Origin of the sequence: Streptomyces rugosispiralis, from assembly GCF_024505145.1 — a bacterium.
In the GTDB taxonomy this organism is placed as follows: domain Bacteria; phylum Actinomycetota; class Actinomycetes; order Streptomycetales; family Streptomycetaceae; genus Streptomyces; species Streptomyces rugosispiralis.
Window position 1 is genome coordinate 72,847 of the sequence record NZ_JANIAA010000018.1, and the last position, 26,410, is coordinate 99,256.

At 71.4% G+C, this 26,410-nt stretch carries 18 protein-coding genes, 1 tRNA gene and 2 pseudogenes; 4 read left to right on the forward strand and 17 right to left on the reverse strand.

Annotated features, from left to right (window positions below; translation table 11 throughout):
- Positions 1 to 92: 92 nt before the first annotated feature.
- The 13 genes from NP777_RS25065 to NP777_RS25125 all read right to left on the reverse strand — a co-directional run bounded on the left by NP777_RS25065 (position 93) and on the right by NP777_RS25125 (position 15,273).
- Positions 93 to 752, reverse strand: coding sequence for an arsenate reductase/protein-tyrosine-phosphatase family protein (locus tag NP777_RS25065; RefSeq protein WP_256652446.1), 660 nt, complete (start codon positions 750 to 752; stop codon positions 93 to 95).
- Positions 749 to 1,396 carry an L-threonylcarbamoyladenylate synthase gene (locus NP777_RS25070; protein ID WP_014054918.1) on the reverse strand — a complete coding sequence of 216 codons (648 nt, stop codon included), beginning with the start codon at positions 1,394 to 1,396 and terminating at the stop codon, positions 749 to 751. The genes NP777_RS25065 and NP777_RS25070 overlap by 4 nt, the downstream gene beginning before the upstream one ends.
- 193 nt (positions 1,397 to 1,589) lie before the next feature.
- On the reverse strand, positions 1,590 to 2,435 hold the full coding sequence (gene prmC, locus NP777_RS25075) for a peptide chain release factor N(5)-glutamine methyltransferase (protein WP_020868414.1): 846 nt from the start codon (positions 2,433 to 2,435) through the stop codon (positions 1,590 to 1,592).
- Between the two features lie 54 nt (positions 2,436 to 2,489).
- Positions 2,490 to 3,560: a peptide chain release factor 1 gene (gene prfA / locus NP777_RS25080; protein WP_256652447.1), complete on the reverse strand. Its 1,071-nt coding sequence runs from the start codon at positions 3,558 to 3,560 to the stop codon at positions 2,490 to 2,492.
- Between the two features lie 124 nt (positions 3,561 to 3,684).
- Positions 3,685 to 3,909: a 50S ribosomal protein L31 gene (gene rpmE / locus NP777_RS25085; RefSeq protein ID WP_030823398.1), complete on the reverse strand. Its 225-nt coding sequence runs from the start codon at positions 3,907 to 3,909 to the stop codon at positions 3,685 to 3,687.
- A gap of 156 nt (positions 3,910 to 4,065) precedes the next feature.
- Entirely contained in the window at positions 4,066 to 5,190 is a 1,125-nt protein-coding gene (locus tag NP777_RS25090) for an LCP family protein (protein WP_256652448.1), read from the reverse strand.
- 357 nt (positions 5,191 to 5,547) lie between these two features.
- Positions 5,548 to 7,674, reverse strand: a complete 2,127-nt coding sequence (rho, locus tag NP777_RS25095) for a transcription termination factor Rho (RefSeq protein ID WP_256652449.1) — start codon at positions 7,672 to 7,674, stop codon at positions 5,548 to 5,550.
- A gap of 401 nt (positions 7,675 to 8,075) precedes the next feature.
- On the reverse strand, positions 8,076 to 8,990 hold the full coding sequence (gene thrB / locus NP777_RS25100) for a homoserine kinase (protein ID WP_256652450.1): 915 nt from the start codon (positions 8,988 to 8,990) through the stop codon (positions 8,076 to 8,078).
- Between the two features lie 433 nt (positions 8,991 to 9,423).
- Positions 9,424 to 10,542: a threonine synthase gene (thrC, locus tag NP777_RS25105; protein ID WP_256652451.1), complete on the reverse strand. Its 1,119-nt coding sequence runs from the start codon at positions 10,540 to 10,542 to the stop codon at positions 9,424 to 9,426.
- A 133-nt stretch (positions 10,543 to 10,675) separates the two neighbouring features.
- Positions 10,676 to 11,968 (reverse strand): homoserine dehydrogenase, encoded by a 1,293-nt coding sequence (locus tag NP777_RS25110; protein ID WP_256652452.1) that lies wholly within the window; start codon positions 11,966 to 11,968, stop codon positions 10,676 to 10,678.
- A 198-nt stretch (positions 11,969 to 12,166) separates the two neighbouring features.
- A complete protein-coding gene (lysA, locus tag NP777_RS25115; RefSeq protein WP_256652453.1) occupies positions 12,167 to 13,582 on the reverse strand; it encodes a diaminopimelate decarboxylase in 1,416 nt (471 codons plus the stop codon).
- Positions 13,583 to 13,633: 51 nt separating this feature from the next.
- A complete protein-coding gene (nrtL, locus tag NP777_RS25120) occupies positions 13,634 to 14,641 on the reverse strand; it encodes an ArgS-related anticodon-binding protein NrtL (protein WP_256652454.1) in 1,008 nt (335 codons plus the stop codon).
- Between the two features lie 200 nt (positions 14,642 to 14,841).
- The gene (locus tag NP777_RS25125) at positions 14,842 to 15,273 is read right to left on the reverse strand and encodes a response regulator (protein ID WP_164428100.1); all 432 of its coding nucleotides are present in this window, start codon (positions 15,271 to 15,273) and stop codon (positions 14,842 to 14,844) included.
- 240 nt (positions 15,274 to 15,513) lie between these two features.
- On the opposite strand from NP777_RS25125, the gene NP777_RS25130 reads away from it, so the two are divergent.
- Positions 15,514 to 15,585, forward strand: a tRNA-Arg gene (locus NP777_RS25130).
- Positions 15,586 to 15,787: 202 nt separating this feature from the next.
- Here the strand turns inward: NP777_RS25130 and NP777_RS25135 are convergent.
- The 4 genes and pseudogenes from NP777_RS25135 to NP777_RS25145 form a co-directional block, all read right to left on the reverse strand.
- Positions 15,788 to 16,114: a DUF6879 family protein gene (locus tag NP777_RS25135; protein ID WP_256652456.1), complete on the reverse strand. Its 327-nt coding sequence runs from the start codon at positions 16,112 to 16,114 to the stop codon at positions 15,788 to 15,790.
- Between the two features lie 25 nt (positions 16,115 to 16,139).
- Positions 16,140 to 16,484: pseudogene (locus NP777_RS48555) on the reverse strand (hypothetical protein); the annotation flags it as partial.
- Positions 16,417 to 16,685, reverse strand: a pseudogene (locus NP777_RS25140) (hypothetical protein). The pseudogenes NP777_RS25140 and NP777_RS48555, both read right to left, overlap by 68 nt.
- A gap of 271 nt (positions 16,686 to 16,956) precedes the next feature.
- Complete coding sequence (locus NP777_RS25145) at positions 16,957 to 18,633, reverse strand: SWIM zinc finger family protein (RefSeq protein WP_256652457.1); 1,677 nt, start codon at positions 18,631 to 18,633, stop codon at positions 16,957 to 16,959.
- A gap of 701 nt (positions 18,634 to 19,334) precedes the next feature.
- On the opposite strand from NP777_RS25145, the gene NP777_RS25150 reads away from it, so the two are divergent.
- From NP777_RS25150 to NP777_RS25160, 3 genes are read left to right on the forward strand one after another with little or no spacing between them, the layout of a single operon-like run.
- The gene (locus NP777_RS25150; protein WP_256652458.1) at positions 19,335 to 20,933 is read left to right on the forward strand and encodes a TIGR02677 family protein; all 1,599 of its coding nucleotides are present in this window, start codon (positions 19,335 to 19,337) and stop codon (positions 20,931 to 20,933) included.
- Positions 20,930 to 22,195: a TIGR02678 family protein gene (locus NP777_RS25155; protein WP_256652459.1), complete on the forward strand. Its 1,266-nt coding sequence runs from the start codon at positions 20,930 to 20,932 to the stop codon at positions 22,193 to 22,195. The genes NP777_RS25150 and NP777_RS25155 overlap by 4 nt, the downstream gene beginning before the upstream one ends.
- Positions 22,192 to 26,358: a TIGR02680 family protein gene (locus NP777_RS25160; RefSeq protein ID WP_256652460.1), complete on the forward strand. Its 4,167-nt coding sequence runs from the start codon at positions 22,192 to 22,194 to the stop codon at positions 26,356 to 26,358. The genes NP777_RS25155 and NP777_RS25160 overlap by 4 nt, the downstream gene beginning before the upstream one ends.
- Positions 26,359 to 26,410 lie beyond the last annotated feature (52 nt).

Sequence of the window (26,410 nt, forward strand, 5' to 3'; positions counted from 1 at the left end):
GGCGCGCCGTGCGGCCCGTGACGGCCCCCTTACGGCGCGCCCCCGGGTCCCCGAGGGGCCACGCGGGGGCGGGAATCCCTGCGCAGGGGCCCCTACGCGGGGGCGGGAACGCCCGTCAGCGCCGTGACGACCGGGTCCAGGGCCTGGTTGATCTCGTCCCCGATGGAGCGGAAGAAGGTGATCGGCGCCCCGTACGGATCGTGCACCTCGTCCGCCTCCTCGTTGGGCGCCAGCAGCCAGCCGCGCAGCGCGGCCGCCGCCTGCACCAGGGCGCGGGCGCGCTCCACCACGCCGCCCGCCTCCGCCGGGTCGGGCAGCGTCGCGGGGTCTATGGCCCGTACCAGCCGGGTGAACTCCTTGAGCGTGAAGGTGCGCAGCCCCGCCGAGTGCCCCATCGAGATCACCTGCGCCCGGTGGTCGCGGGTGGCGGTCAGCACCAGGTCGGCGCGGATGACGTGCTCGTCCAGCAGCTCACGGCCGAGGAAGCCCGCCGGATCGGCGCCGAAGTCGGTCAGGACCGTCGCGGCGTGCGCCTCCATGGGCGCGCCCTCATGGCCCCAGGTGCCGGCGGACTCCACGATCAGACCGCGGGTGCGGACACTTCCGAGACGGTGGGTGAGGGCGTGCCGGGTCAGCCGCTCGGTGATCGGCGAGCGGCACACATTGCCGGTGCTGACGTGGAGGATGCGGAAGGTGGCCTCGGCGTTCTTCTCACGGTGTTCCGCTATGCCACGCCCCTCAGGGGCTGTCAATTGGCCACCTCGAGGTCGGGTACGACCTCCCGGAGCTGCTCGGCGGTGAGCGCGCCCGCCCGGAGCAGCACCGGCACCTTGCCGGTCACATCGACGATCGAGGAGGGCACGGCGGCCGGGGTCGGCCCGCCGTCGAGGTACACCGAGACGGAGTCCCCCAGCATGTCCTGGGCGGCGTCGCAGTCCTGCGGGGAGGGGTGTCCGGTCAGATTGGCGCTGGAGACCGCCATCGGGCCGAAGTCCGTCAGCAGCTCGATCGCCACCGGGTGCAGCGGCATCCGGACCGCCACGGTGCCCCGGGTCTCCCCCAGGTCCCAGGTGAGCGACGGCTGGTGCCGGGCGACGAGGGTGAGCGCGCCGGGCCAGAAGGCGTCCACCAGCTCCCAGGCCATCTCGGAGAAGTCGGTGACCAGTCCGTGCAGGGTGTTCGGCGAGCCGACCAGCACCGGAGTGGGCATGTTGCGGCCGCGCCCCTTGGCCTCGAGCAGATCGCCGACCGCCTCCGCGTTGAAGGCGTCCGCACCGATCCCGTAGACGGTGTCGGTGGGCAGCACGACCAGTTCGCCGCGGCGGACGGCGGAGGCGGCCTCGCGCAGGCCGGTCTTGCGGTCGGTCGCGTCCCCGCAGTCGTATCGCCGTGCCATCATCTCTCCTTCGCTGTATCCGGTAGTGCGGAGCGTCACCGGATTGATACGATCCGTCCCACGCCACAAGGCGCCGGGCAGGGCTTGTCCGTCATGAGGTCGCCCCGGCGGTCGAGTGAGAAGCCGCCTGCCCGGCAGGGGGCGGAGTCACTTAACGGACCTCCTCGTATCAGGTCCCGAAGCCGCGCCCCGGTCACGGCATGGCCTTCCGCGCCGTCGCGAACCGGGGACGGTTGTTCAAATCCGGGTGGTCGGCGGCGTCCGCCCAGCCACGCTCCTCGGTGAAGATCCACGGCACCTGGCCGCCCTGGGTGTCTGCGTGCTCGATGACCACCACGCCGCCGGGGCGCAGCAGCCGGTGGGCGGTGCGCTCCAGGCCACGGATGACATCGAGGCCGTCCTCACCGGAGAAGAGCGCGAGCTGGGGGTCGTGATCGCGGGCCTCCGGCGCCACGTACTCCCACTCGGTCAGCGGGATGTACGGCGGGTTGCTGATGACGAGGTCCACCTGCCCGTCGAGCTCGGGCAGGGCCGTCAACGCGTCCGCGTGATGGAGAACGACGCGGGACCCCTCGACGTTCTTGCGGGCCCAGCGCAGGGCGCCCTCGTCCAGCTCCACGGCGTGCACCCGGGAGCGCGGCACCTCCTGGGCGAGCGCGAGCGCGATGGCCCCGGAACCCGAGCACAGATCGACGATGAGCGGTTCGACGACGTCCATGGCGCGCACCGCGTCTATCGCCCAGCCGACCACCGACTCGGTCTCCGGCCGGGGTACGAAGACCCCCGGGCCGACCTGGAGCTCGAGATAGCGGAAGAAGGCGCGGCCGGTGATGTGCTGAAGGGGCTCACGGGCCTCGCGGCGGGCGACCGCCTCCCAGTAGCGGGCGTCGAAGTCGGCGTCGGGCACGCCGTGCAGCTCTCCCCGCTTGACGCTGTGCACAAAGGCGGCGAGCTCCTCCGCGTCAAAGCGCGGTGAGGGCACGCCCGCGTCGGCCAGCCGCTGAGTGGCCTGCGCCACCTCGGCGAGCAGCACGTTCACTGAATTCCTCCAGCCGGTCCGGACAAGGGCACGAAGCGTTGATCAGTGGGGGGCTCAGCTCGCGGCCGCCAGCTTGGCGGCCGCGTCGGCGTCGACGCACGCCTGGATGACCGGATCGAGTTCACCGTCGAGCACCTGGTCCAAGTTGTACGCCTTGAAACCGACACGGTGGTCCGAGATCCGGTTTTCCGGGAAGTTGTAGGTACGGATGCGCTCGGACCGGTCGACGGTGCGGACCTGGCTGCGCCGCGCGTCCGACGCCTCCCGCTCGGCCTCCTCCTGGGCCGCGGCCAGCAGCCGCGAGCGCAGGATGCGCAGCGCCTGCTCCTTGTTCTGGAGCTGGCTCTTCTCGTTCTGGCAGGAGACGACGATGCCGGTGGGCAGGTGGGTGATGCGCACCGCGGAGTCGGTGGTGTTGACCGACTGGCCGCCGGGTCCGGAGGAGCGGTAGACGTCGATCCGCAGATCGTTGGGGCCGATCTCCACCTCGACCTCCTCGGCCTCGGGCGTGACCAGCACACCGGCCGCGGAGGTGTGGATACGGCCCTGGGACTCGGTGGCGGGCACCCGCTGCACCCGGTGCACCCCGCCCTCGTACTTCAGCCGGGCCCAGACGCCCTGGCCGGGCTCGATGGTGCCCCTGGCCTTGATCGCCACCTGGACGTCCTTGTAGCCGCCGAGGTCGGATCCGTTGGAGTCGAGGATCTCGGCCTTCCAGCCGATCCGCTCGGCGTACCGCAGATACATCCGCAGCAGGTCGCCGGCGAACAGCGCGGACTCCTCGCCGCCCTCCCCTGCCTTGACCTCCAGGATGACGTCCTTGTCGTCGCTCGGGTCGCGGGGGACCAGCAGCAGCCGCAGCCGGTCGGTGAGCCGCTCGCGGCCCTGCTCCAGTTCCTTGACCTCGTCGATGAAGTCGGGGTCGTCCTGGGCCAGCTCGCGGGCCGTCTCGATGTCGTCCCCGGCCTGCTTCCAGGCGCGATAGGCGGTGATCACCGGGGTCAGCTCGGCGTAGCGCTTGTTGAGCCGCCGGGCCTCCCGCTGGTCGGCGTGGACCGCGGGGTCGGCGAGCCGCTTCTCGAGGTCGGCGTGTTCGCCGATGAGTTCCTCGACCGCCTCGAACATCGGAGGGCTCCCTGAAAGGTCTGCGTGGTGGCGTTGCGGAAGGTGCCGGAGGGCCGGTGACGACAAAACGCCGGTCCGGTCGCCCCAGGGAAGGGGCGACCGAAGACCGGCGCCGTGCGGGTCGCTACTTCTTGGCGGACCCGGCGTTCTTGCCGAAGCGGGCCTCGAACCGCGCCACGCGGCCACCGGTGTCGAGGATCTTCTGCTTGCCCGTGTAGAACGGGTGGCACTCGGAGCAGATGTCGGCACGGATGGTGCCGCCGCCCACGGTGCTACGGGTGGTGAAGGAGGCGCCACAGGTGCAGCTGACCTGCGTCTCGACGTACTCCGGGTGGATGTCGCGCTTCAAGGGAATCTCCTAGGTTCGGGAGGGCACCGGGTCGACGGGCGGATTGCCTGCCGTGAACCGGGACCGACGATCCAGTTTGCCAGTACTGGCCGCATCCCCCAAAACCGGGGGGCGGGCCGGGATATTCCCGGCCCGCCCATGAGGCTCTTCCCGGCCCTACTTGACGACCTTGCCCGCGCTGGTGGCGTCGCCCGCGGAGCCCTTGGTGGCGGAGGCGGGGACCGGCTGGTCGTGACGGAGCGCGGTCCATATCAGCTTGGCCTTGCGCTCCATGGGCAGCACCCGGGCCGGGTTCTGCGGGTCGTACTCGACGGGCAGCGTGGTCATCTTCATGTTGCCCGAGCCGATGCCCTTGAGGGATTCGGCGAACCCCTTCAGCTTGCTCACCGAGGCCAGCTCGGAGTCGGTGGTGAGGGCCTTGGTGGAGGTGTCCGCGAGGTCGTAGAGCTTCTTCGGGTTGCCGAACACGTCCACGTGCTTGATCTGGTCGAGCAGCGCCTTGACGAACGCCTGCTGGAGCTTGATCCGGCCGAGGTCGCTGCCGTCGCCCACGCCGTGCCGGGTGCGCACCAGGCCCAGCGACTGCTCCCCGTCCAGGGTGTGCGCGCCGGGCTCCAGGTCGAGGTGGCTCTTCTGGTCGTGGATCGGGGCGGTGGTGGTGATGTTGACGCCGCCGAGGTCGTCTATCAGCTGCTTGAAGCCGGAGAAGTCGACCTCGAGGAAGTGGTCCATGCGTATGCCCGTCATGGACTCGACGGTCTTGATGGTGCAGGCCGGACCGCCGGCCTCGTAGGCGCTGTTGAACATGGCCGCCTGCACGGCGGGCGTCTGCTGCCCGCCCTTGGTGGTGCAGGACGGCCGCTCCACGAGGGTGTCGCGCGGGATGCTGATGACGCTGGCCTTCTTGTGGCCCTTGTAGACGTGGACGATCATCGCCGTGTCGGAGCGCGAGGTGCCCTCGTCCGCGCCGTACTTGGCGTTCTTGCCGGCCCGGGAGTCGGAGCCGAGGACGAGGATGTCCATCGAGCCGTTGTCGACGTTCTCGGGGCGGTTGGCGCCGAGGGCGGCGTTGACGTCGACGCCGGTGAGGTTGCCGTTCAGCTTGTAGTAGAGGTAGCCGAGTCCGGCACCGCCGAGCACCAGCACGGCGGCCAGCGTCCACACCGTGTAGAGCACGGCCCTACGGCGCGTGCTGGGCCGCTTGCGACGGCGTCCCGCCGTCGAGCCGCGGGCGCGGTGGCGCCCCGGGCTCACCGGTGCGTTGCTGCTGTCCTCGGCCATGTGCTCCTCAGTCCTCTTTTGTGGTGCCCGAGTACCCCCTGCCGTCACGGTCAGGCGTGGCGTCGCGTTTGCGCGGTGGGATCAGCCTGTGTTCCGGCCCCGTATTCCGACCTGACAGATGGAAGGCCGGCCGCCAGGGTTGCATATCTGCGATGGCCGGTTTTCGCGCGGGCCGCCGGGCGCACCGTTCGCCCCCTTCGTCCGCCTTACCGCTCTGACCTGCACTTTCGCGGGCGATAGCATGATCAGAACCGGTCCGCGGCCTGGCCGGAAGATGTGGCTCACCTCTCATGGAACGCAACGAGGCCCCCCGCGGTGCGGGGGGCCTCGCTACGGAGCGTTCCGGCGGATGTCCGGTCAGTCGCCGTTGTTGCCCGGAGTGGGCGTGGTCTTGGCGATCTGCATCAGGAACTCGGCGTTCGACTTCGTCTGCTTCATCTTGTCCAGCAGCAGCTCGATCGCCTGCTGGGAGTCGAGCGCGTGCAGCACCCGGCGCAGCTTCCAGACGATGTTCAGCTCCTCCGGCGCCAGCAGGATCTCCTCCTTGCGGGTGCTGGACGGGTCGACGTCCACCGCGGGGAAGATGCGCTTGTCGGCGAGCTTCCGGTCGAGCTTGAGCTCCATGTTGCCGGTGCCCTTGAACTCCTCGAAGATCACCTCATCCATGCGCGAGCCGGTCTCGACCAGCGCGGTGGCCAGGATGGTCAGCGAGCCGCCGTCCTCGATGTTGCGCGCGGCACCGAAGAACTTCTTCGGCGGGTAGAGCGCGGTCGAGTCGACACCACCGGACAGGATGCGGCCGGAGGCGGGCGCCGCCAGGTTGTACGCACGGCCCAGGCGGGTGATCGAGTCCAGCAGGACGACCACGTCATGGCCCAGCTCGACCAGGCGCTTGGCCCGCTCGATCGCCAGCTCCGCGACGGTGGTGTGGTCCTCGGCCGGGCGGTCGAAGGTCGAGGAGATGACCTCGCCCTTGACCGACCGCTGCATGTCGGTGACCTCTTCCGGCCGCTCGTCGACGAGGACGACCATCAGATGGCACTCGGGGCTGTTGCGGGTGATCGCGTTGGCGATCGCCTGCATGATCATGGTCTTACCGGTCTTCGGCGGGGCCACGATCAGACCGCGCTGGCCCTTGCCGATCGGCGCGACCAGGTCGATGATCCGGGTCGTCAGCCCGCCGGCCTCGGTCTCCAGACGCAGCCGGTCCTGCGGGTAAAGCGGCGTCAGCTTGCCGAACTCCGGCCGCCCGCGCCCGGTTTCGGGCGCCATGCCGTTCACCGAGTCCAGCCGGACCAGCGCGTTGAACTTCTCGCGGCGCTCGCCCTCGCGCGGCTGACGGACCGCGCCGGTGACGTGGTCGCCCTTGCGCAGACCGTTCTTGCGGACCTGGGCGAGCGAGACGTAGACGTCGTTCGGGCCCGGGAGGTAGCCGGAGGTCCGGATGAACGCGTAGTTGTCGAGGATGTCGAGGATGCCCGCGACGGGGATCAGCACATCGTCCTCGGACACCTGCGGCTCGTTGCCGAAGTCGTCACGGCCACGGCGGCCACGCCGGTCGCGGTAGCGGCCGCGGCGCCCGCGGCGCCCGCCATCGAAGTCGTCGTCGCCCTCGTCGGCGCGCTGCTGGCCCTGGCCGCGCCCGTCGCGCTGCTGACGGCCGCCGCCGCCCTGCTGGCCGTCCTCGCCCTTGCCGCGGCGGTCGCCGCGGTCGCCGCGGTCGCGCTGCCGGTCCCGGCGGTCGCCCTTCTGGCCGCGCTCCTGACGGTCACCGCTCCTGGCGCCCTTGCCCTCGGCGCTGTCGGCGGCGGCCTCGGCCTTCCCGTCGCCCTTGGGCTCGGTCCTGGCCTCGGTCTTCGCGGAGACGTCGCTGCGCGCCTCCGTCTTGGTCTCGACAGCGGTGGCCGTGCCCCCGGAGTCGGGGGTGGTGGCGGGCGCGGTGGCCCGGCGGCGGCGCCGCTCACCGGCCGGCTGCTCATCGCCGGCGGGCTCACCGGGCTGGCCGGGGATCTCGATCTGCTGCTGGGCCGCGGCCTTCTCCTCGGCGTCGGCCTTGTCGGCCTTCTCCGCCTTCCCGGCGGACTTCGAGGACTTGGCGCCGGTCTTCTCCTCGACGTCGTCGCCCGTACGGGCCCGGGAGGTGGTGCGGCGCTTCGGCTTGGTCACCCCCTCCGCGTCGGACGGAGTGCTCTCGGAGCTCTGGGCGGAGCCGGAGCCCGCGGCCTGCTTCTCCTTGATGACCTCGATCAGCTGGCCTTTGCGCATCCGCGCGGTGCCCTTGATGCCAAGGCTCGAGGCGAGCTGCTGAAGCTCGGCCAGGACCATGGCGTCGAGGCCGGTGCCCGAGCGGCGTCGCCGCGGGGCAGCGCCAGTGGCAGCACCGTTGGCGGGCGCGGAAGCGTCCGTGGCGGGCGCGTTGTTGCCGACACCGCTGTCGGAGGTGCCGGAGGCGTTCACGCCCATCAGATCGGTGGTGTCGCTCACGAAGGGTCCTTCCCTGGAGCGGGCGTCGGCCTGTCTGGCTCGGCGACCGGTTGTGCTGTCCGGCTGTGGTCCTTCCGTTACGGACCGGGCCGGGGCGGTGGTCCGCCGGGTACGGCGGAGAGATCAGTTCATGGTTCCGACGCGGCGGAGGATTCACGAGAATCCGCCACGCCGATTCCGGAGCGTGCTCGATACTGCTCAGGCAGGCTGCTCAGGCAGTGTGGGAGGCTCCCGGAAGAAGGGTGGTCCCTGACGGGGACACTGAGCACCTCGCCTCCGAGTACATCCAAGAGGCATCGGGTGCAGACTTGAGGTTAACACTACCGGATCCAACAAACATTCCCCCTCTCCAAGACCGGCTATCGAGTTTTCCCGGCTCCGGGCCGCCCCGGAGCGCGGTGTCAGGTGAGCGGCAGGACGCTCGCCCCCCCGGCGTCGAGAGCCAGCCGGTTGGCCGCCCACCCCTCGCCCGCCAGTCGTGCGACCTTGTCGGCCGCACCGTCCTCGACCAGTGCGAGCACCGTGGGGCCCGCACCGGAGATGACCGCGGGGACGCCGTCCGCGCGCAGTCGGTTCACCAGGCTCACGCTCTCGGGCATCGCCGGAGCACGGTATTCCTGGTGCAGTCGGTCCTCCGTCGCGGCCAGCAGCAGCTCGGGACGCCTGGTCAGGGCCTCGACGAGCAGCGCGGCCCGGCCCGCGTTGACCGCGGCGTCCACATGCGGGACGGTGCGCGGCAGCAGGCCGCGGGCGGTCTCGGTGAGCACCGGCCGGCCGGGGACGAAGACCACCGGAACGATGGAATCCGCGGGGTCCATCCTGATCGCCCGTGCGGACCCCGCGTCCGTCCAGGCCAGGGTGAAGCCGCCGAGCAGGCAGGCGGCGACATTGTCGGGGTGGCCCTCGATCTCGGTGGCCAGCTCCAGCATCGCCGCGTCGTCGAGCCGCTCGGCGCCACCTATGGTCACCGTGCGCGCGGCGACGATCCCGGCGCAGATGGCGGCGGAGGAGGAGCCCAGACCCCGGCCGTGCGGGATGCGGTTGGCGCAGACCACCTCGAGGCCGCGGGGCTGTCCGCCCAGCAGGTCGAAGGCGGTGCGCAGGGAGCGTACGAGCAGATGGTTCTCGTCGCGCGGGAGCGACTCCGCGCCTTCACCGGCGATGTCGACGTGCAGACCGGAGTCGGCCACCCGGACCACCACGTCGTCGTAGAGGCCCAGGGCCAGGCCGAGGGCGTCGAAGCCAGGCCCGAGATTGGCGCTGGAGGCGGGGACGCGCACTCGGACGGCGGCGGCGCGGAACGCTGGACCGGCCATCGCTCGATGACTCTCCTTGTGGTTACGTGCGATTGCTCGAAGAGGTACGGAACACCGCGAGGGCCGTGACAAGTACGGCGACGCCGCGCAGAGGCGAGCGCTCTGCGTCGGGGCGGATTCAGTACAGCCTATCGAAGGAAGGTTCTGTGGCGACATAGGGCGCACGGGAGGCGCACGATGCGTGTCGCGCTCCCTGCCATCGTCCGCGACCACTCTACTGGAGCGCTCCGCGCGCCCTCGCGCTTCTCTGCCACCGCTTGAGTGGATCTTTAGAAAAGCCACGGAAGGGGCCGGGCGGCGGGCGCGGGAGGCCTCGGCGGGCCGGGGTCGGCCTGGGCGCGGAGAGGCCCGGCGGGCCGGGCAGGACGGCCCGCCGAAACCCTCATCGCACCAGGTCCCGGCCCTGATCAGGGCCGGGACCTGGTGCGCCGTATCAGGCCAGTCCGAGCCGTACGGCCGCGGCGTCCGCGTCCACCGGGACCACGACCGGCTGCGGCGCGCCCGCGACCGCCCAGTCCGGGTCCTTGAGCCCGTTCCCGGTCACCGTGCAGACGATGCGCTGCCCCGGGTCGACGAGCCCCTGTTCAACCGCCTTCAGCAGACCCGCCACGCTCGCCGCGGAGGCGGGCTCGACGAAAACGCCCTCCTGGGCGGCGAGCAGCCGGTAGGCGGCGAGGATCTGACGGTCGGTCACCTCGTCGATGAGGCCGCCGGACTCGTCGCGCGCCCGCTCGGCGAAGGTCCACGAGGCGGGGTTGCCGATGCGGATGGCGGTGGCGATGGTGCTCGGCTCCTTGACCGGCTCACCCCGCACGATCGGCGCCGCGCCGGAGGCCTGGAAGCCCCACATCCGGGGCGTACGGGAGGCGCACGGCTCACTGTCGGCGAACGGCGCCGCGTACTCCGTGTAGCCCTTCCAGTAGGCCGTGATGTTGCCGGCGTTGCCGACCGGCAGCACATGGATGTCGGGCGCGTCCCCGAGCATGTCCACGATCTCGAAGGCGGCGGTCTTCTGGCCCTCGATCCGGGCCGGGTTGACCGAATTGACCAGCGCCACCGGGTACTTCTCCGACAGCCCGCGCGCCAGCGTCAGGCAGTCGTCGAAGTTGCCGTCGACCTGGAGGATCTTCGCGCCGTGGACGAGGGCCTGGCCCATCTTGCCCAGCGCGATCTTCCCCTGCGGGACCAGCACCGCGCAGACCATCCCGGCCCGTACGGCGTACGCCGCCGCCGAGGCCGAGGTGTTGCCGGTGGAGGCGCAGATGACCGCCTTGGCGCCGGCCTCCTTGGCCGCGCTGATGGCCATCGTCATCCCGCGGTCCTTGAACGACCCGGTGGGGTTGGCGCCCTCGACCTTGAGGTGGACCTCGCAGCCGGTGCGCTCGGAGAGCACCTGCGCGGGGACCAGCGGCGTACCGCCCTCGCGCAGGGTGACGACGGGGGTGGAACCGCCGACCGGGAGGCGGTCGCGGTACTCCTCGATGATGCCCCGCCAGCCGTGCCACTGGCGGGTGCCGGACATTCGAGGCCCGGCGTCGGCGATTGCGTTCATGATTTCCCTTACTCTCCGCTCACCCTCTGTTCGGCCTCAGCGCCAGTGCGCGCCGTCCGGCGCCGGTGCGAGTGGCCGCTGTCCGGCCTCTGCTCGCCCACGGCTCGCCCACGGCTGGTCCTCCACTCGCCCTCTACTCGCCCTCGACCCGCATGATGCTCGCGACATCGCGGACGGTGTCGAGCCGGCGGAGCGCCTCCACGGTCGACGAGAGCGCGGCGTCGCTCGCGCGGTGGGTCACGGCGACGAGGGACGCCTCGCCGTCCTTCCCCTGCTGGCGGACCGTATCGATGGACACGCCGTGCTCGGCGAAGACTGTGGCGACCTGCGCCAGAACTCCCGGTTTGTCGGCGACGTCCAGGCTGATGTGGTAGCGAGTGACCACATCGCCCATGGGGCTCACCGGGAGCCGGCTGTAGGCGGACTCCCCGGGTCCGGTGGCGCCCGCCAGCTTGTTGCGGCAGGCGGCGACGAGGTCGCCGAGGACGGCCGAGGCGGTCGGCGAACCGCCCGCGCCCGGGCCGTAGAACATCAGCTTCCCGGCGGCGTCGGCCTCCACGAAGACCGCGTTGTACGCCTCGCGGACGGAGGCGAGGGGATGGCTCAGCGGAATCATCGCCGGATGCACCCGCGCGGTGACCGACCGGCCGTCGGCGGCCCGCTCACAGATCGCGAGCAGCTTGACCGTGCACCCCATGCGCTTGGCGGAGGCGATGTCGGCGGCGGTCACCTCGGTGATGCCCTCGCGGTGCACATCGTCGAGGGTGACCCGGGTGTGGAAGGCGATCCCGGCGAGGATCGCGGCCTTCGCGGCGGCGTCGAAGCCCTCGACGTCGGCGGTCGGGTCGGCCTCGGCGTAGCCCAGGGCCGTGGCCTCGTCCAGCGCCTCGCTGTAGCCGGCGCCGCTGGAGTCCATCCGGTCGAGGATGAAGTTGGTGGTGCCGTTGACGATGCCGAGGACCCGGTTGACCTTGTCGCCCGCGAGCGACTCGCGCAGCGGCCGTACCAGCGGGATCGCCCCCGCGACGGCGGCCTCGTAGTAGAGGTCGGCGGCGCGCTGCTCGGCCGCGGCGTGCAGCGCCGCGCCGTCCTGGGCGACCAGCGCCTTGTTCGCGGACACCACGCTCGCGCCGTGGTCGAAGGCGGTGGTGATGAGGGTGCGGGCGGGCTCGATCCCGCCGATGACCTCGACCACCACATCGATGTCCCCGCGTTTGACCAGGGCCGTGGCGTCGGTGGTCACCAGCTCGGCCGGCACCCCCGCCCGGACCCGGCCGGGGCGGCGCACGGCGATCCCGGCCAGCTCGACCGGGGCCCCGATGCGCGCCGCGAGGTCGTCCACCTGCGTCGTCATGATGCGCGCCACCTCTGAGCCGACCACTCCACAGCCCAGCAGCGCCACTTTCAGCGGACGCGTACGCATCATCCGACCCTCGTTTCTCATCCATCGCGTTAATGCATCAGCGCGTTAGTGCACCAGTCTCATGCACTGGACGGGATTTTCTGTCCCGGGTCCAGTATCCGAGATCCATTTCTCGCTGGCTGAATCCGCCGGCTGAATCCGCCGACGGTAACGGCCGGCGAGCAGCGGCCGGCGGTAGCGGCCGGCCAGTAGCGGATCTCGCTAGCCGACATCGAGTCGCAGAAGATCTTCCTCCGTCTCACGCCGGACGATCTCGCGCGCCTGCCCGTCCCGTACGGCGACGACGGGCGGCCGGAGCGCGTGGTTGTAGTTGCTCGCCATCGAGCGGCAGTACGCGCCGGTGGCGGGGACGGCGATCAGATCGCCGGGCGCCAGATCGGCGGGCAGGAAGGCGTCCCGTACGACGATGTCGCCGGATTCGCAGTGCTTGCCGACGACGCGGGAGAGCATCGGCTCGGCGGTGGAGGCGCGGGAGACCAGCGCCACCGAGTACTCGGCGTCGTAGAGCGCGGTACGGATGTTGTCGGACATCCCGCCATCGACGCTGACGTACGTCCGCAGCCCCGGCAGCTCCTTGACGGTACCCACCTCGTAGAGCGTGAACGCGGTCGGCCCGACGATCGCCCGCCCCGGCTCGACCGACAGCCGCGGCACCGCGAGCCCGGCCGCGTCGCACTCCCGGTGCACGATGTCGCGCAGCGCCTTGGCGATCTCCTGCGGCTCGCGCGGGTCGTCCTCCGAGGTGTACGCGATGCCGAGGCCGCCGCCCAGGTCGATCTCGGGCAGTTCGACGCCGTGCTCGTCCCGGATCTCCTTGAGCAGCCCGACCACGCGGTGCGCCGCGACCTCGAACCCGGACGTGTCGAAGATCTGCGACCCGATGTGCGAGTGAATGCCGATGAGCTCGAGCCCGTCGAGCTTGAGCGCCCGCCGTACGGCCTCGGCGGCCTGCCCGCCCGCGAGCGGAATGCCGAACTTCTGGTCCTCGTGGGCGGTCGCGATGAACTCGTGGGTATGCGCCTCCACACCCACGGTCACCCGGATCTGCACCTTCTGCCGCTTGCCGAGCCGCTGGGCGATATGCGCGACCCGCACGATCTCCTGGAACGAGTCGAGCACGATCCGCCCGACGCCCTCCCCGACCGCCCGCTCGATCTCGGCGGTGGACTTGTTGTTCCCGTGCAGCGCGATCCGCTCGGCGGGCATCCCGGCGGCGAGCGCGGTGGCCAGCTCCCCGGTGGAGCACACGTCGAGGTTGAGCCCCTCCTCGTTCAGCCAGCGCACGACGGCGCGGGAGAGGAACGCCTTCCCGGCGTAGAACACGTCGGCGCCCTCACCTTCTCTCTCCTCCCCCTGCTCCTGGAACGCCTCCCGCCAGGCCCGACAGCGGGCCCGGAAGTCGGCCTCGTCGAGGAAGTACGCGGGCGTCCCGAACTGCTCCGCGAGCGTCGTGACGTCGATCCCGCCGACGGCCACGACGCCATCGGCGTTCCGGCCGACCGTACGGGACCAGACGCGCGGATCGAGCTGATTGAGATCGGCGGGCGGCGCGGCGTAGTGCCCCTCGGGAAGGACATCGGCGTGGCGGGGCCCGGCGGGATGGGCGGAACGGCTCATGCTGTCTCTGCTGTCTCTCTCAAGGTCTTACACAAGGTCTTACACAAGGTCTTACAGATGTTCGGGTGCGCTGATGCCGAGCAGATGCAGGCCACCGGCGAGCACCGCCCCGGTGGCGTCGGCGAGGGCCAGCCGGGAACGGTGGACGGCCGAGGGTTTGTGCTGGTGGGAGGGCAGGACCGGGCAGCCGTCATGAAACCGGAAGAAGGCATCGGCGACGGCGACGAGGTGCCGAGCGAGCTGTTCGGGCGCACGATGGCGGGCGGCGGCCTCGATGACGCGGGGATGATCGGCGAGGAGGCCGAGAAGCCCGATCTCGGCGGGGTGGTCATACGCCCCGGACAGGGACTGGGGCTCGGGCGTGATGTGGAGCTGAGCGGCGTTCCGCACCAGGGCGCGAATGCGGGCGTGGGCGTACCGAACCCGGAAGAGGGGGTTGTCCTCGCGCTGCGAGAGAAGCCGGGACGGGTCGAGATCGGGCAGATCATGCCCGGCGGGCCGGAGCAAGGCCCAGCGGGCGGCGTCGGGACCGAGGGAGCGGAGCAGATCGGCCCCGGAGACCGGAGAGGCCCTCACGACGGGCCCACGACCTGCGATGACGACTCCCCCAACAGCGTGGACAAGCCCCTGCACCACATGAGCGACCAGCGCGGCCCGCACCTCGTTCGCAGGCCCAAGCGGAACCGAAACCCCGGCAAGCGCCTCCCCGTGCCCGTAGCGAGACGCCTGGGAGAGGATGTCCCGCACGAGCTGAGCATGGGAGCGGGCATCAAGGGTGATGTTGAGAAACCCAGGAGCGGCGACATCAACGCGGGCGATCCCGGGCGTACGGAGCAGCCGCCGCCGCAGAACCTCAGCGATAGAGAGCGCATCCCCCTCACCCCTGGCCCCCTCGCCCCTGGCCAGCAGCAGGGCGACATTGGTGGCGTAATCCCCACACCCGGGCCGAGGAGGCGTCCGCACCTTCACCCGCTCCGGCACGGCAACGCACAGCTCGTCGTCCTCAACGGCACGACGCACGGTGTGCAGCACAGTGCGGGAGAGCTGGGCGGGAGTCACGGGACCAGCGTATGGGAGGAGGGGGGTACGAAAGCGAACCGGTTTCGCCCTTCGGACGGCACCCGCAAGCCGGACACCAAACCGGAACCCGAACTCCCCGGAGCGCACCGACGCAAGCGAAGACGGGAACACACCGGGGAGACCGGACCAGCCCCAAGCGGTCCCCGAGGGAACCGGAAGAGGGGGCCGGGGCCCACCCACTACCCGGTGGGCCCCACAACAGGCTCGGCATCACCAGGCGCGGCCGCACCGGTCGCACCGGCCGCCCCCTGCCGCATCAACCGCCGCACGAGCTCGACAAGATCGACGGGCTCGAAGGGTTTCGCGAGGAAGGCATCGACGCCCAGCGCCTTCCCGCTGTCCATCTCGTACTGCGTACACGCACTGATGATCGCGACGGGCACATGACACGTACGAGCATCAGCACGCAGCCTCGACGCCGTATGCAGCCCATCGAGTCTGGGCATCACGACATCGAGAGTGATCACATCGGGCCGCACCTGGTGAACGATCTCCAGGCACTCGGCACCATCGGCCGCGGTCACGACCTCGAAGCCCTCCAGCTCGAGGTTGACCCTGATCAGCTGCCGGATGACCTTGTTGTCGTCGACGACAAGGACCCGGCCGGACAAGCCAGGCACATCCTGAAGAGTAGGCGCGCAGCCACGGCTGCGTCCGGGTTTTCCCCACTTCCGCCCCGTGCGAGGGACCTTTCCCCAAGACCCCTGCACCCCACCCTCCACATGCGGTATACGCCCCTCCGTTCCCACCTCCACCGCCCCGACCCCCGCCTCCCGATAAGCGTTCATGACCACCCTCTGCGAGCTGATAGTGTTCTACCTGTCGCCGCGAGACAGCAGCGACAGCCGCAAGCCCCCGTAGCTCAGGGGATAGAGCAACGGCCTCCGGAGCCGTGTGCGCAGGTTCGAATCCTGCCGGGGGCACTCAGGAGATGGGAATGAACGCGACGGTTATGCCGCGTTTGTCCACCCCGGGTGTCATGATCGGGTGCCAGCACTTCGCTGCGGGCGCCCGATTTTTTGTTCCACGGGTCCAGCTCACGGGTGACGGCCACCAGTCCGTCAAGCTGCTCGTCCTGTCCGCCTGGCGATGTGATCGGCCTGTCCGCCTGGCGATGCGATCGGCCTACTCCCTTCCCGCGCCCAGCGTCGGCGGATCAAGGTGCGCCACCTCGCGGTCGAAGTAGGAGATCACCTCTTCACCCCCCGCGTAGAGCGCCTTGATGTAGTTCTCCCAGCGCTCGACAAGATCACGGTCGGTGTAGCGGATCGCGCCGTTCGCAACTCCTGCTTCGGTGTAGAGGTCTTGGAAGAGGGTGCGGCCGCCCAGCACCACCACTTCCGGAAGCGGGCCGGCGACCTCCGAGGCGGCCACCTGCGCGGCGGAGACGATCCTGATCCGCTGCCCGTACTCCGCCACGCTGCCGCTGGGAATGGAGTTCCCACTGCACATACGGCGTCAGTGGCCTCTCGACCACCCGCACACGGTGAAAGGCATACCCCCTGCGCTCGTCCTCTTCAGCGGTCGCGGCCAAGGTGTCGCGCCGGTCGGCGAGGAGCCGAAGCGCCTCATCCCAGTCACCCCGGCGCAGGGCGTCCCGGCTCGGACTGCCCTGCTCCTCGAAGTGCTGTCGGCGCTCCAGCTTCCAGGAACTCCCGTCACGGACCGCGTCCTCCCGCTGCCGGAAGTCCTGCTTGTAGGCGGTGCGGATGAGCCGATCGCCCTGCTCGGGATCGAGATCGGGGGCGAGGAGGTCAAGCATCGGGGATGTCCTTCTTTGCCGCGCTGAGCATGTTCCCCGGGATGACGACCAGCCGCTCATCAGGACCGAGGTTCACTCCCTGCGGCAGGCGGGGCCGTAGACGGCCGTCAGATCCCTGCCGATCACAGCCACATCACCGTTGTCGAGCTGCCAGATGTCCGGACACTCGTCGTTGCCGTCGGAGTTCCCCAGCTCTTCGGCCGACTTCCCCAGCCGACGGTCGAATAACGCGGACGGGTCGGCCTCCCAGGCACGGGCCATGTCTGCCTCCGGTCGAGGTGGTCGAGCACGCTGCGGCTACCCACTGTATCCAGGACCACACCCATAGGTGAGACGGTCGCCCCACAGTCGTCATGTGGATGGCCGAGGTCAGGAGCGACGACGCCAACGGCGGCAAGGGGCAAGGGGCAAGGGTGAACGTGCGGGCAGCGCCACACCACAACAAGCGGTCCGCGCCATGCGATGGCTGCCTACCACCCGCTCGGCTCCGGCTCCGGTCATACGGGCGCGGTCTTCCGGGGCGGTTGTGGATTCACAGGCCGTGCTTGTCCAGCAGCCGCATCAGGTTGCGTTTGCGCTTCTGGTCGGCGCGCAGGGCGGTGAGGTACGTGGTGAACTCGTCCTGTGTACCCAGGCGGCGGTGGCAGTCGCGGATGCTCAGCAGCAGGCTGGTGAGCTGCTCGTAGATCGCGTTGCCCGTCTGCTGTGTGAGGGGTTCGGCCAGGCGCCGGTAGACGCCGAGCGCGTCGGCGGGGCGGGCGGCACGGGCCAGGTCGGCGAGCGTGAGCCACTGTTGGTCGTGGGCGCCGGTCTCGGTGGCGGCTTGCCAGGCCGCGTCGGTGTCCTTGTCGTCGAGCAGGGCGTCGATCAGGACCGGGCCGCCGTACCGGGAGTGCTGTTGCTGCTCTGCGTCGGCACGCAGCAGGGCCAGCGCCCCCTCACGCTCGGCCTGCCAGCGGTCCGCAGCCCGAGCGGCGGCGCGCAGTTGCTGGTACGCGAGCAGGGTGCGGCGGGCGCCGAAGTGGTCGCGGCGCAGGGCGACGGCATCGGGGAGCCGGTCCGCCTGCGTATAACGGTCGCAGAGGTAGTCGACGAGGGCAGTGTCGACGGCGGCGAGGTCGCGGGCGTCCTGGATGCCGCGTTCCGCCCAGTGCAGGGCCTCGTCAGGGCGCCGGGCGTTGTCCAGCTCGTGGGCGATGACCAGGTGCGTGTGTCCGTTCGGTGAGAGGTCGGCCGCATGCACGGCGATCACCGCGTCGACGTCACCTCCCGCCTTGGCCAGACGCTCCATCAGGTACTTCTCCGCCCAGCCGCGACGGTTGCCCCGCCACGCCTCGACCGCCAGCTTCCGCAGGACGTCCATCCCCTCTTCGCCGAGGACGTCCTCGTAGTCGAGCGGATCGATGTCCGTGAGCCCGTCGTCCACATCGCCGAGCGCATGGCCGACCAGCCAGCGCGCGAGCTCCTCCGGGTCGGGGCGTGCCGCACGGCACGCGTCGAGATGGACGCCTGCGAGGTCCGCACCGACCTGCCCGAGCCATCCGTCCGAGTCGTCGACACTCTCCACCGCGTCGGCGAGCAGCTTCATCGCCTCCCGGGCCAGGGTGATCGCATCATCAGCCCTGCCCGAGCCGGTGAGCGCGCCGATCGCGGACACCGCCTGCCCGGCCTGGTCGGCGTAGGCACGGGCATCGGCGTACTCGACGTACCCGTACTGCGCGAACGGTGAGATATCCAGCAGATCGCGGATACGGGCCCGGACCGCGGCGAGGTCCCCACGAGCACTCGCGGCCCGAAGCTCCAGACGGCGCCGTAACTGCCGGTCCTCGCCGACTTGTTCCCGCACCAGAGCGAGCAACTCGTCCTTGGACAGGCCGGACAGCCACCCGTCAAGGTCCTTCGCACGGTCCCGGGCCGCCTTCCGCTGCCGCGGCAGGCTCTCCCGCTGTGCGAGCACCGTCAGACCGAGGGCGACCAGATGCTTGCAGAAGTTGCCCTCAATACCGTACGGGCAGTCACACTCTCCGGACAGCCCACCCGGCCCGTCCAGCGTCAACTCCACCTCGTACCGCTCCGTGCCGTGAACGCTCGCGGTGACCCAGCCGTCACCGACATCGACCCCGGACACCGCGTCCAGGTAGCCGAGCCCCCGTTCGAAGGAGCGCGGGGCGGCCAACGCCCGCAGAGCCGACTCGGTGAACCCTTCCATGGCCTCCTCCGCTGTCGTGTCGTCTGCTGACCCCGGCTTCCGCTCCCGCGTGGCGCTGCCTCGGGCTCCGTCGCGGTCCCGTGCCGCCTGGAAGACACCTCCAGCATCAATCAAACAGAGATTCGTTCTTGCGTAGATTGGATCTACTTAGATGCTAGCTCCGCTTTTCGGGGTAAGGCGGGTGACTCCGGAAGGGTCGATACATCGGCTCAGAGCCGCTCACGGTCTGGGGGCGGACACCCCGAAGCTCTGGCTGACAGGCGCCCCGCCTGCCGCTGACGGAATGCCGGGGTGCGGCAGAGGCCGACGCCCTTGCCCTCTCTGGGCCTGTCGCCAACCTCACCTCCGGTCCCGAAGACCTCGCCGCGCTGTGCGGCAGCCGGGCCACCGTTATCAGGATCTGACCGCACGCGAGCCGCGCCCTCACCTCCCACACGCGGCGGCGGCGGTGCTGCGCCCGCCGGGTCTGTCAGTGGTGGGCCGTACGGTTTTCTTCGTGGCCGGCGATGTTCCTGGGGGCGGAGCCGGCTGCCGAAGAGGTACGTCGTGTCATCGTGCTCTCGGTGGGAGGTCGGTGTGGTCTGCGAGCGACCGGTCGCGCTGCGCATGCGGGGTGTGACGCGTAAGCGGCAGGGCATCCTGTCAACCCCCGCGGCGGGGATTTCCGCCCTGGCGCGGGCGTCGGGAAGAATGCCGGGACGATGACGTCACCAGCTTCCGGTCCGCGCGGCATCGGGCACGCGCCGTTCATCCATCTGACCGTGCCGAACGCGGCTTTGTACCGACAGGTGATGCGTGCGTTCCTCACGGCGAAGGAGCGGTTCGCGGTGCATCTGCGGCCCGAGGACGTGCACGCCGCGCTGGAGCCGGAGCACCGGCCGCCCGATCCGGACGCGGTGGTGAAGGCGCTGGACAGCCTCGTGGAGTGGGGCAATCTGCGGGCGGATCCGGACACCTCCCGGGTCACCGCGGTCGAGGACTTCTACCGCAAGCGGTTCATCTACCAGCTCACCCAGGCCGGGGAGGCCGCCGAGCAGGCGTTGTCGGTGTACGACGAGGCGCTGGGGCGGCGCGGTGCGCTGCAGGCGGTGGCGCTGCACGACATCGTCACGCAGCTGCGGGCCCTTCTGGTGATCGCGGCTGAGCGGGAGGAGGGCGCGCCGGACGCGGCGAAGGCGCATCTGGCGCTGTCGGCGCTGACCGGCCGGTTCGAGGCGCTGGCGGAGAACGCGCGGGCGTTCATGGGGTCGTTGCAGCGCACCATGGATCTGCACGGGGTGGAGGTCGAGGTGTTCCTCGCCTACAAGGACCGGCTGATCCAGTACCTGGAGCGGTTCATCCAGGACCTGATCACGCTGGGCGGGCGGATCGCGGTGCTCATCGGCGAGCTGGAGCAGGACGGGCGGGCCGGTGTGCTGCTGCGGCTGGCGGCGGCCCGTGAGGCGGCCGACGCCGCGCCTGATGACGCCGAAAGCGCCGAGGAGCAGGCGTATGAGCGGTGGGCGGCGAAGTGGTCGGGGCTCACCGCCTGGTTCGTCTCCGCGGACGGCCGTGAGTCGCAGGCCCGGCTGCTGCGCGGGCGGGCCCTCGGGGCGATCCCGCAACTCCTCGCGGTCGTCAGGCAGTTGAACGATCGACGGGCCGGACGTTCGGACCGGTCCGCTGACTTCCGCACTCTGGCCCGCTGGTTCGCCGAGGCCCCGGACGACGAGGCGCGCCACCGGCTGTGGCGCGCCGCCTTCGGTCTGTACTCCGCACGTCACCTGACCGTGGACGCCGATACGCTGGCCGAGCGCACGGCCCGCCCGGTGCCCGCGTCCACGTCGTGGGCCGAGGCCGAGCCGCTGCGGATCAGCCCGCAACTGCGCCGTACCGGCAGCTACGAACGCCGCGGGCGGGCCCGCCGGGTGCGGGACCGCTCCGAGCAGCGACACCGGCTCGCCGAGATCGCCGCCAGGCAGGCGGAGGAGATCGCCGCCGCCCGTGCCCGGCTCGCGACGGACGGCACCACGCGGTTGTCCGCGGTGGGAGAACTCGACCCGGTGGCCTTCGGGCTGTTCCTGCAGCTGCTCGGCGATGCCCTGGCCACATGGCGACCCGGTATGACGAACACGGTGGCGACCAGCAACGACGGCTCGATGGAGATCCGGCTGACGGCCCTCGCCGACGGGACGACGGCCGAAGTGCGTACGCCGGGCGGGACCTTCCGCGGCCCCGACCACCTGATCGAGATCACCGACCTCACCCGGCCCGGCGGCGCGGGACACGCACCGGCCGAGACGATTGAGGGGGAGCCATGACCACGCCCTTGGGCGAGGTGCTGGACGGCCGGCGAACGGCCGAGGTGCACAAGGCGGCGCGGACGCTGTTGAAGGAGCCGCTGTTGCTGGCGCGGGGCCCGCACGCGGACGAGTTCCGGCTGGTGCGGCAGCACGCCTCGGAGCTGCGCGACTGGTTCGACCGCAACACCGGCTGGTCGCTGCGGGTGGACGCGGAGGCCGCCCGGCTGGCCCGGACGCCCGGCACCTTGGCCGATCCCACCCATCCGGCGCGCGAGGCGTCCCGTGGCCGCGCCCCGTTCACGCGCCGCCGGTACGTGCTGCTGTGCCTGGCGCTGGCCGCGCTGGAGCGGGGTGAGGCGCAGATCGCCCTGGGCCGCCTGGCCGAGCAGGTGGTGCTGGACGCCGCCGATCCCCATCTGGCCGCCGCCGGGGTGGAGTTCACCATGGAGCGGCGCGACGAACGCCTCGACCTGGCGGCAGTGGTGCGGCTGCTGCTGCGCTACGGGGTGCTGCGGCGGGTGGCCGGCGAGGAGGAGGCATACGTCAGCGGTAGCGGCGACGTGCTCTACGACGTGCAGCGGCGCGTCCTGGCCGGGCTGCTGGCCGCCCGCCGGGGCCCGTCGACGATCACCACCGAGGACTTCGAGGACCGGCTGGCCGAGCTGACCGCCGAGAGCGCGCTGGACAGCGACGAGCTCCGTTTCCGCGCGATCCGCCAGCGGCTGACCCGGAGGCTGCTGGACGACCCGGTGCTGTACTACGAGGAGCTGACCGACGAGGAACTCGGCTACCTGACCCGCCAGCGCGCTTTCCTCACCGCCCGCATCACCGAACTGACCGGCCTGGTTCCCGAAGTGCGGGCCGAGGGCATCGCCATGGTCGACCCGCACGACGATCTGACCGACGTGAGGATGCCGGAACAGGGCACGCACGGGCACGTCACCCTGCTGCTCGCCGAACACCTGGCGGCCATGGCCGGCGAGGTGAGCCGCGCCGACCTCGAACGCAAGGTTCAGAAGCTGGCCGCCGAACACGGTTCGTTCTGGTCGAAGAGCGCCAAGCAGCCCGGCGCGGAGGCGGAGCTGGTCGGCCAGGCGCTGGAGAGGCTCACCGCGCTCGGCCTGGTCGCCACCACCCCGAAGGGCATCGTCCCCCTGCCCGCGCTCGCGCGGTACGCGGTCGGCGAGGCCGTCGTGACGGAACCGGGACAGGCATCCTCCCGCACACCCCGTGCTCCTCGCACGCCCCGCACACCCAAGCGAAAGGCACCGCAGTCGTGACCGCCCTGCCCGACCCGACACCCGGCCGGTGGCAGCCGCTGCGCATCGGCCTGGTCGACCTCTTCCACTACGACACGGAGGAGTTCTGGTTCCGTGACGGCCGCCTGCTGCTGCGCGGCAACAACGGCACCGGCAAGTCCAAGGTGCTCGCCCTGACCCTGCCCTTCCTCCTGGACGGCGACCTGTCCGCCCGCCGGGTGGAACCCGACGCCGACCCGGGCAAGCGCATGGAGTGGAACCTGCTGCTCGGCGGCCGGCACCCGCACCCGGAGCGGCTCGGCTACACCTGGATCGAATTCGGGCGCCGTGACCAGGACTCGGGCCGGGCCCACTTCCGCACGTTGCTGTGCGGGCTGAAAGCGGTGACGGGCCGCGGCATCGCCCGCCACTGGTACGCGGTCACCGACCAGCGCGTCGGCGAGGAGCTGACCCTGCTCGACGCCACCGGCACCGCGCTGTCGCGGGATCGCCTGGCCGAGGCCGTCGCCGGCCGCGGCATGGTCCACGACCAGGCGAAGGCGTACCGCAGGGCGGTTGACGAGGCGCTGTTCGGGCTCGGCGAGCGGCGCTACGCCGCCCTGGTCGACCTGCTCATCCAGCTGCGCCAGCCCCAGCTGTCCAAGCGCCCGAACGAGACGGCGCTGTCCCGCGCGCTGACCGAGGCGCTGCCACCCATGGACCAGGCGGTGATCGCCGATGTGGCCGAGGCGTTCCGCTCCCTGGACGAGGAGAAGGAGGAACTGCGAGCGGCCGGTGAGGCCGAACGGGCCGCTTCCGCCTTCCTCGACCACTACCGCCGCTACGCCCGCGTGGCCACCCGCCGACGGGCCCGGCTGCCGCGCAGCGAACACGCCCGCTACGAACAGCTGCACCGTGACCTGTCCCAGGCGCGGACCGAGCGGGAGGAGGCCGAGCGGCAACGGACGGAGGCTGCGGAGCGGATCGCCCAGCTGGAGGAGGCGGCCGTCCGGCTGACGGCCCAGGACGCCGCGCTGCGCGCGGGTCCGGAGATGCGCAGCGCCCGGGAGCTGGAGCAGGCGGCGGCCGATGCGCGGCGCACCGCCGGCGAGCGGACCCGAGCGGAGACGGACCGGGACCAGGCCGCCCAGGCGAACTCTCGCGCCCTCGGCCGCCTGACGAGCGCCGAAGGACGGCTGACAGCGGCCGAGCAGCGGGTCGAGAGCACGCTGCGCCAGGCGCGGAATACGGCCCGAGCGGCCCGGCTCCACGACGTGCTGGGGCCCCACGACACGGTCCCGGAGGCAGAACTGCGCCACGCGGCCGAGGAGTCGGTGGCACGCCGGAGGCGCACCCTCGACCACGTGGAAGAGCTGGCCTCGGGGGCCGAGCAGGCCGCCGGCGAACGACGGGCCGCCGCCCGCCGCCTGGACGAGGCCCAGACCGAGGCCGCCCACACCGCCGAACGCCAGGCCCAAGCCGAGGCGTCCGCCGCACAGGCGGGCCAGGACCTGGTGGGTGCCGTACGGGAACACCTCGACCAGTGCACGGAACTGGACCTTCCCGACCCGACGGGGCTCCTGGACGCTCTGCACGACTGGGGCACGCATCTGCACGGCCCCAGCCCCGCCCGGGAGCAGACCGCGGCAGCCCACCGCGAGCAGGCCGCGGACCTGGCCGACCGGGCCGCCGCACTCGGCCAGCGGCTGTCCGAACTGGCCGAGCGGCGCACCGCGGCGAGAAGGGAGCTGGCGGAGCTGGAGGCCGGTGGCCAGCACGGGCCGGAGGCACCCCACACCCGTACCCCGGGCCTGCGCGACCGGACCCCCGGAGCGCCGCTGTGGCGGCTGGTCGACTTCCACGACCACGTCACTCCGGACGAACGGGCGGGGCTGGAGGCCGCGCTGGAGGCGTCCGGGCTGCTGGACGCATGGGTGTGTCCGGACGGCACCGTTCTGGAGGGGAGCGGGCACGACGTGCTGCTGTCCCCGCTGCCTTCGCATGCGTCACGGGCCGACTCCGTGCTCGCCGACGCGCTGCGGCCCGCCGTCGATCACGGCGACCCCCGGGCCACGCAGGTCGGCGAACCGGCCGTGTCCGCTCTCCTGGCGGCCATCGGCCTCGGGGGTACCGGCGCGCCCGGCACGTGGGTGGCGGCGGACGGTCGCTTCCGCATCGGCGCGCTGACCGGCAGCTGGTCGAAGGAAGCGGCAGTGTACGTGGGTGAAGGCGCTCGCGAGGAAGCACGCCGCGCCCGGATCGCCACCCTGCGCGGCGAACTGGACGCGCTGGCCGCCAGCACGGCACGCCGCGAAGCCGAACGCGCCACGGTGGCCGCGCGCCGACGCACCCTGGACGCCGAACTGGCCACCGTCCCCGACGACGCCCCCCTGCGCCACGCCCACGCGGTGGCCGCCGCAGCGGCGGACGCCGCCCACCGGGCCCGCACCCGCCAGGAGGAACATGCGGCCGAACTCACCGAGACGGCCCGCCGCGAGGCCGAAGCGGCCACCGCACTGACCGAGACGGCCGACGCCGTGAACCTGCCCGCCGACCGACCGGCCCTCACAGCCGTCCGCCAGTCCCTGGCCGACCACACGGCCACCCTCGCCGCCCTGTGGCCGGCCCTGCGCGACCGGGCCGAGGCGCGACGCACTGTCACCGACGAGCAGGCGGAAACCGGCCGGACCGGGGAACGGGTGGCCGAACTGGACCAGCGTATGGCCGAGGCGGCCCGGCTCGCCGCCGCCGCGGACGAACACCACACCACGCTCCGCTCGACCGTCGGCGCGGCCGTCGCCGAACTGGAGCGCCGTCTGGCCGAAACCGCGAGTGCTCTCGCTACGTGCGAGCAGGACCAGAAGCAGGCCCGCCACGAGTACTCCGCCGCGGACCGTCGCGCCGGACGCGCCGAGGGCCGTATCGAGCAGCTGGACAAGGACGTCCATGAAGCGGCGGCCACACGCGCCGAGGCCATCGCCGCGCTCCAGCGGTTCGCGGCCACCGGCCTGCTGACCATCGCCCTGCCCGAGACTCCCGTACCGCCGCTGGACGGCGGCTCCTGGGCCGCCACCCCGGCGATCGCACTCGCCCGAGCGATCGAGGCGGCACTGTCCGGTACGGACGACTCCGAGGGCGCCTGGGAACGCGTACAGAAGCGGCTCAGCGAGGAGTACAAGAAGCTCCAGGACGTCCTCTCCCGGGGCGGCCACAGCGCCACGGCGCGCATGACCGAGGACGGGATGATCGTCGACCTCGTCTACCAGGGCCACGGGCGGGCCGTGCCCGAACTGGCCGGGGCCCTGGCCACCGAGGTCCAGGAGCTGACCCGCATCCTGTCGGCGCACGAACGCGAAATCCTGGAGACCCACCTGCTGACCGAGGTCGCCGGCACCCTGCAGGAGCTGATCGACACCGCCGAGCGCCAGGTACGCGCCATGAACACCGAACTTGAGCAGCGGCCCACCTCCACCGGCATGAAGCTGCGCCTGATGTGGCGGCCCTCCCGCAAGGCACCGGCCGGACTGGCACAGGCACGGGCGCGGCTGCGCCAGTCCGCCGATGCCTGGGCGGCCGAGGACCGGGCGGCGGTCGGCGAGTTCCTGCAAGCCCAGATCGCCCGCGCGCAGGCCGAAAACGCCACAGGCAGCTGGCTGGAAGTGCTCACCACCGCGCTCGACTACCGCGCCTGGCACGAATTCGGCATCGAACGCCACCAGCACGGCGCCTGGGTGCCTGCCACCGGGCCCGCCTCCGGCGGCGAACGCGTTCTGGCCGTCTCCGTACCCCTGTTCGCCGCCGCCTCCGCCCACTACGCCACCGCCGCTCCACACGCCCCGCGCCTGGTCACCCTGGACGAAGCCTTCGCCGGCGTCGACGACGACTCCCGCGCCAAGTGCCTGGGCCTGCTCCACGCCTTCGACCTGGACGTGGTGATGACCAGCGAGCGTGAATGGGCCTGCTACCCGCAAGTGCCCGGCATCGCCATCGCGCAGCTCTCCCGCGTCGACGACATCGACGCGGTCCTGGTGACCCGCTGGCAGTGGGACGGCACCGAGCGGGCACGGGCCCCCGAACCCGACCGCCGCATGGCGACGGTCCCCGCACCGGCACACTCCCCCGGGGAGCCCGCCGACTCTTCCGGAGAGCCCGAGCCCACCCCCACCGAGAACCCCGCATCCGGCCAGGACGCCCTGTGGGCATGAGAAGTGACGCGGGGCCGCCCGTGGCGTGGGAGGACCGCCCGTGGCGAGAAAG

Bases quoted from the DNA above. Each gene is read 5' to 3' on its own strand.
- NP777_RS25150 (WP_256652458.1), top strand. From the start codon at position 19,335: ATGACGTCACCAGCTTCCGGTCCGCGCGGCATCGGGCACGCGCCGTTC.
- NP777_RS25155 (WP_256652459.1), top strand. From the start codon at position 20,930: ATGACCACGCCCTTGGGCGAGGTGCTGGACGGCCGGCGAACGGCCGAG.
- NP777_RS25110 (WP_256652452.1), bottom strand. From the start codon at position 11,968: ATGATGCGTACGCGTCCGCTGAAAGTGGCGCTGCTGGGCTGTGGAGTG.
- NP777_RS25135 (WP_256652456.1), bottom strand. From the start codon at position 16,114: ATGTGCAGTGGGAACTCCATTCCCAGCGGCAGCGTGGCGGAGTACGGG.
- NP777_RS25145 (WP_256652457.1), bottom strand. From the start codon at position 18,633: ATGGAAGGGTTCACCGAGTCGGCTCTGCGGGCGTTGGCCGCCCCGCGC.
- thrC (WP_256652451.1), bottom strand. From the start codon at position 10,542: ATGAACGCAATCGCCGACGCCGGGCCTCGAATGTCCGGCACCCGCCAG.
- lysA (WP_256652453.1), bottom strand. From the start codon at position 13,582: ATGAGCCGTTCCGCCCATCCCGCCGGGCCCCGCCACGCCGATGTCCTT.
- thrB (WP_256652450.1), bottom strand. From the start codon at position 8,990: ATGGCCGGTCCAGCGTTCCGCGCCGCCGCCGTCCGAGTGCGCGTCCCC.
- NP777_RS25070 (WP_014054918.1), bottom strand. From the start codon at position 1,396: ATGGCACGGCGATACGACTGCGGGGACGCGACCGACCGCAAGACCGGC.
- NP777_RS25090 (WP_256652448.1), bottom strand. From the start codon at position 5,190: ATGGCCGAGGACAGCAGCAACGCACCGGTGAGCCCGGGGCGCCACCGC.
- prfA (WP_256652447.1), bottom strand. From the start codon at position 3,560: ATGTTCGAGGCGGTCGAGGAACTCATCGGCGAACACGCCGACCTCGAG.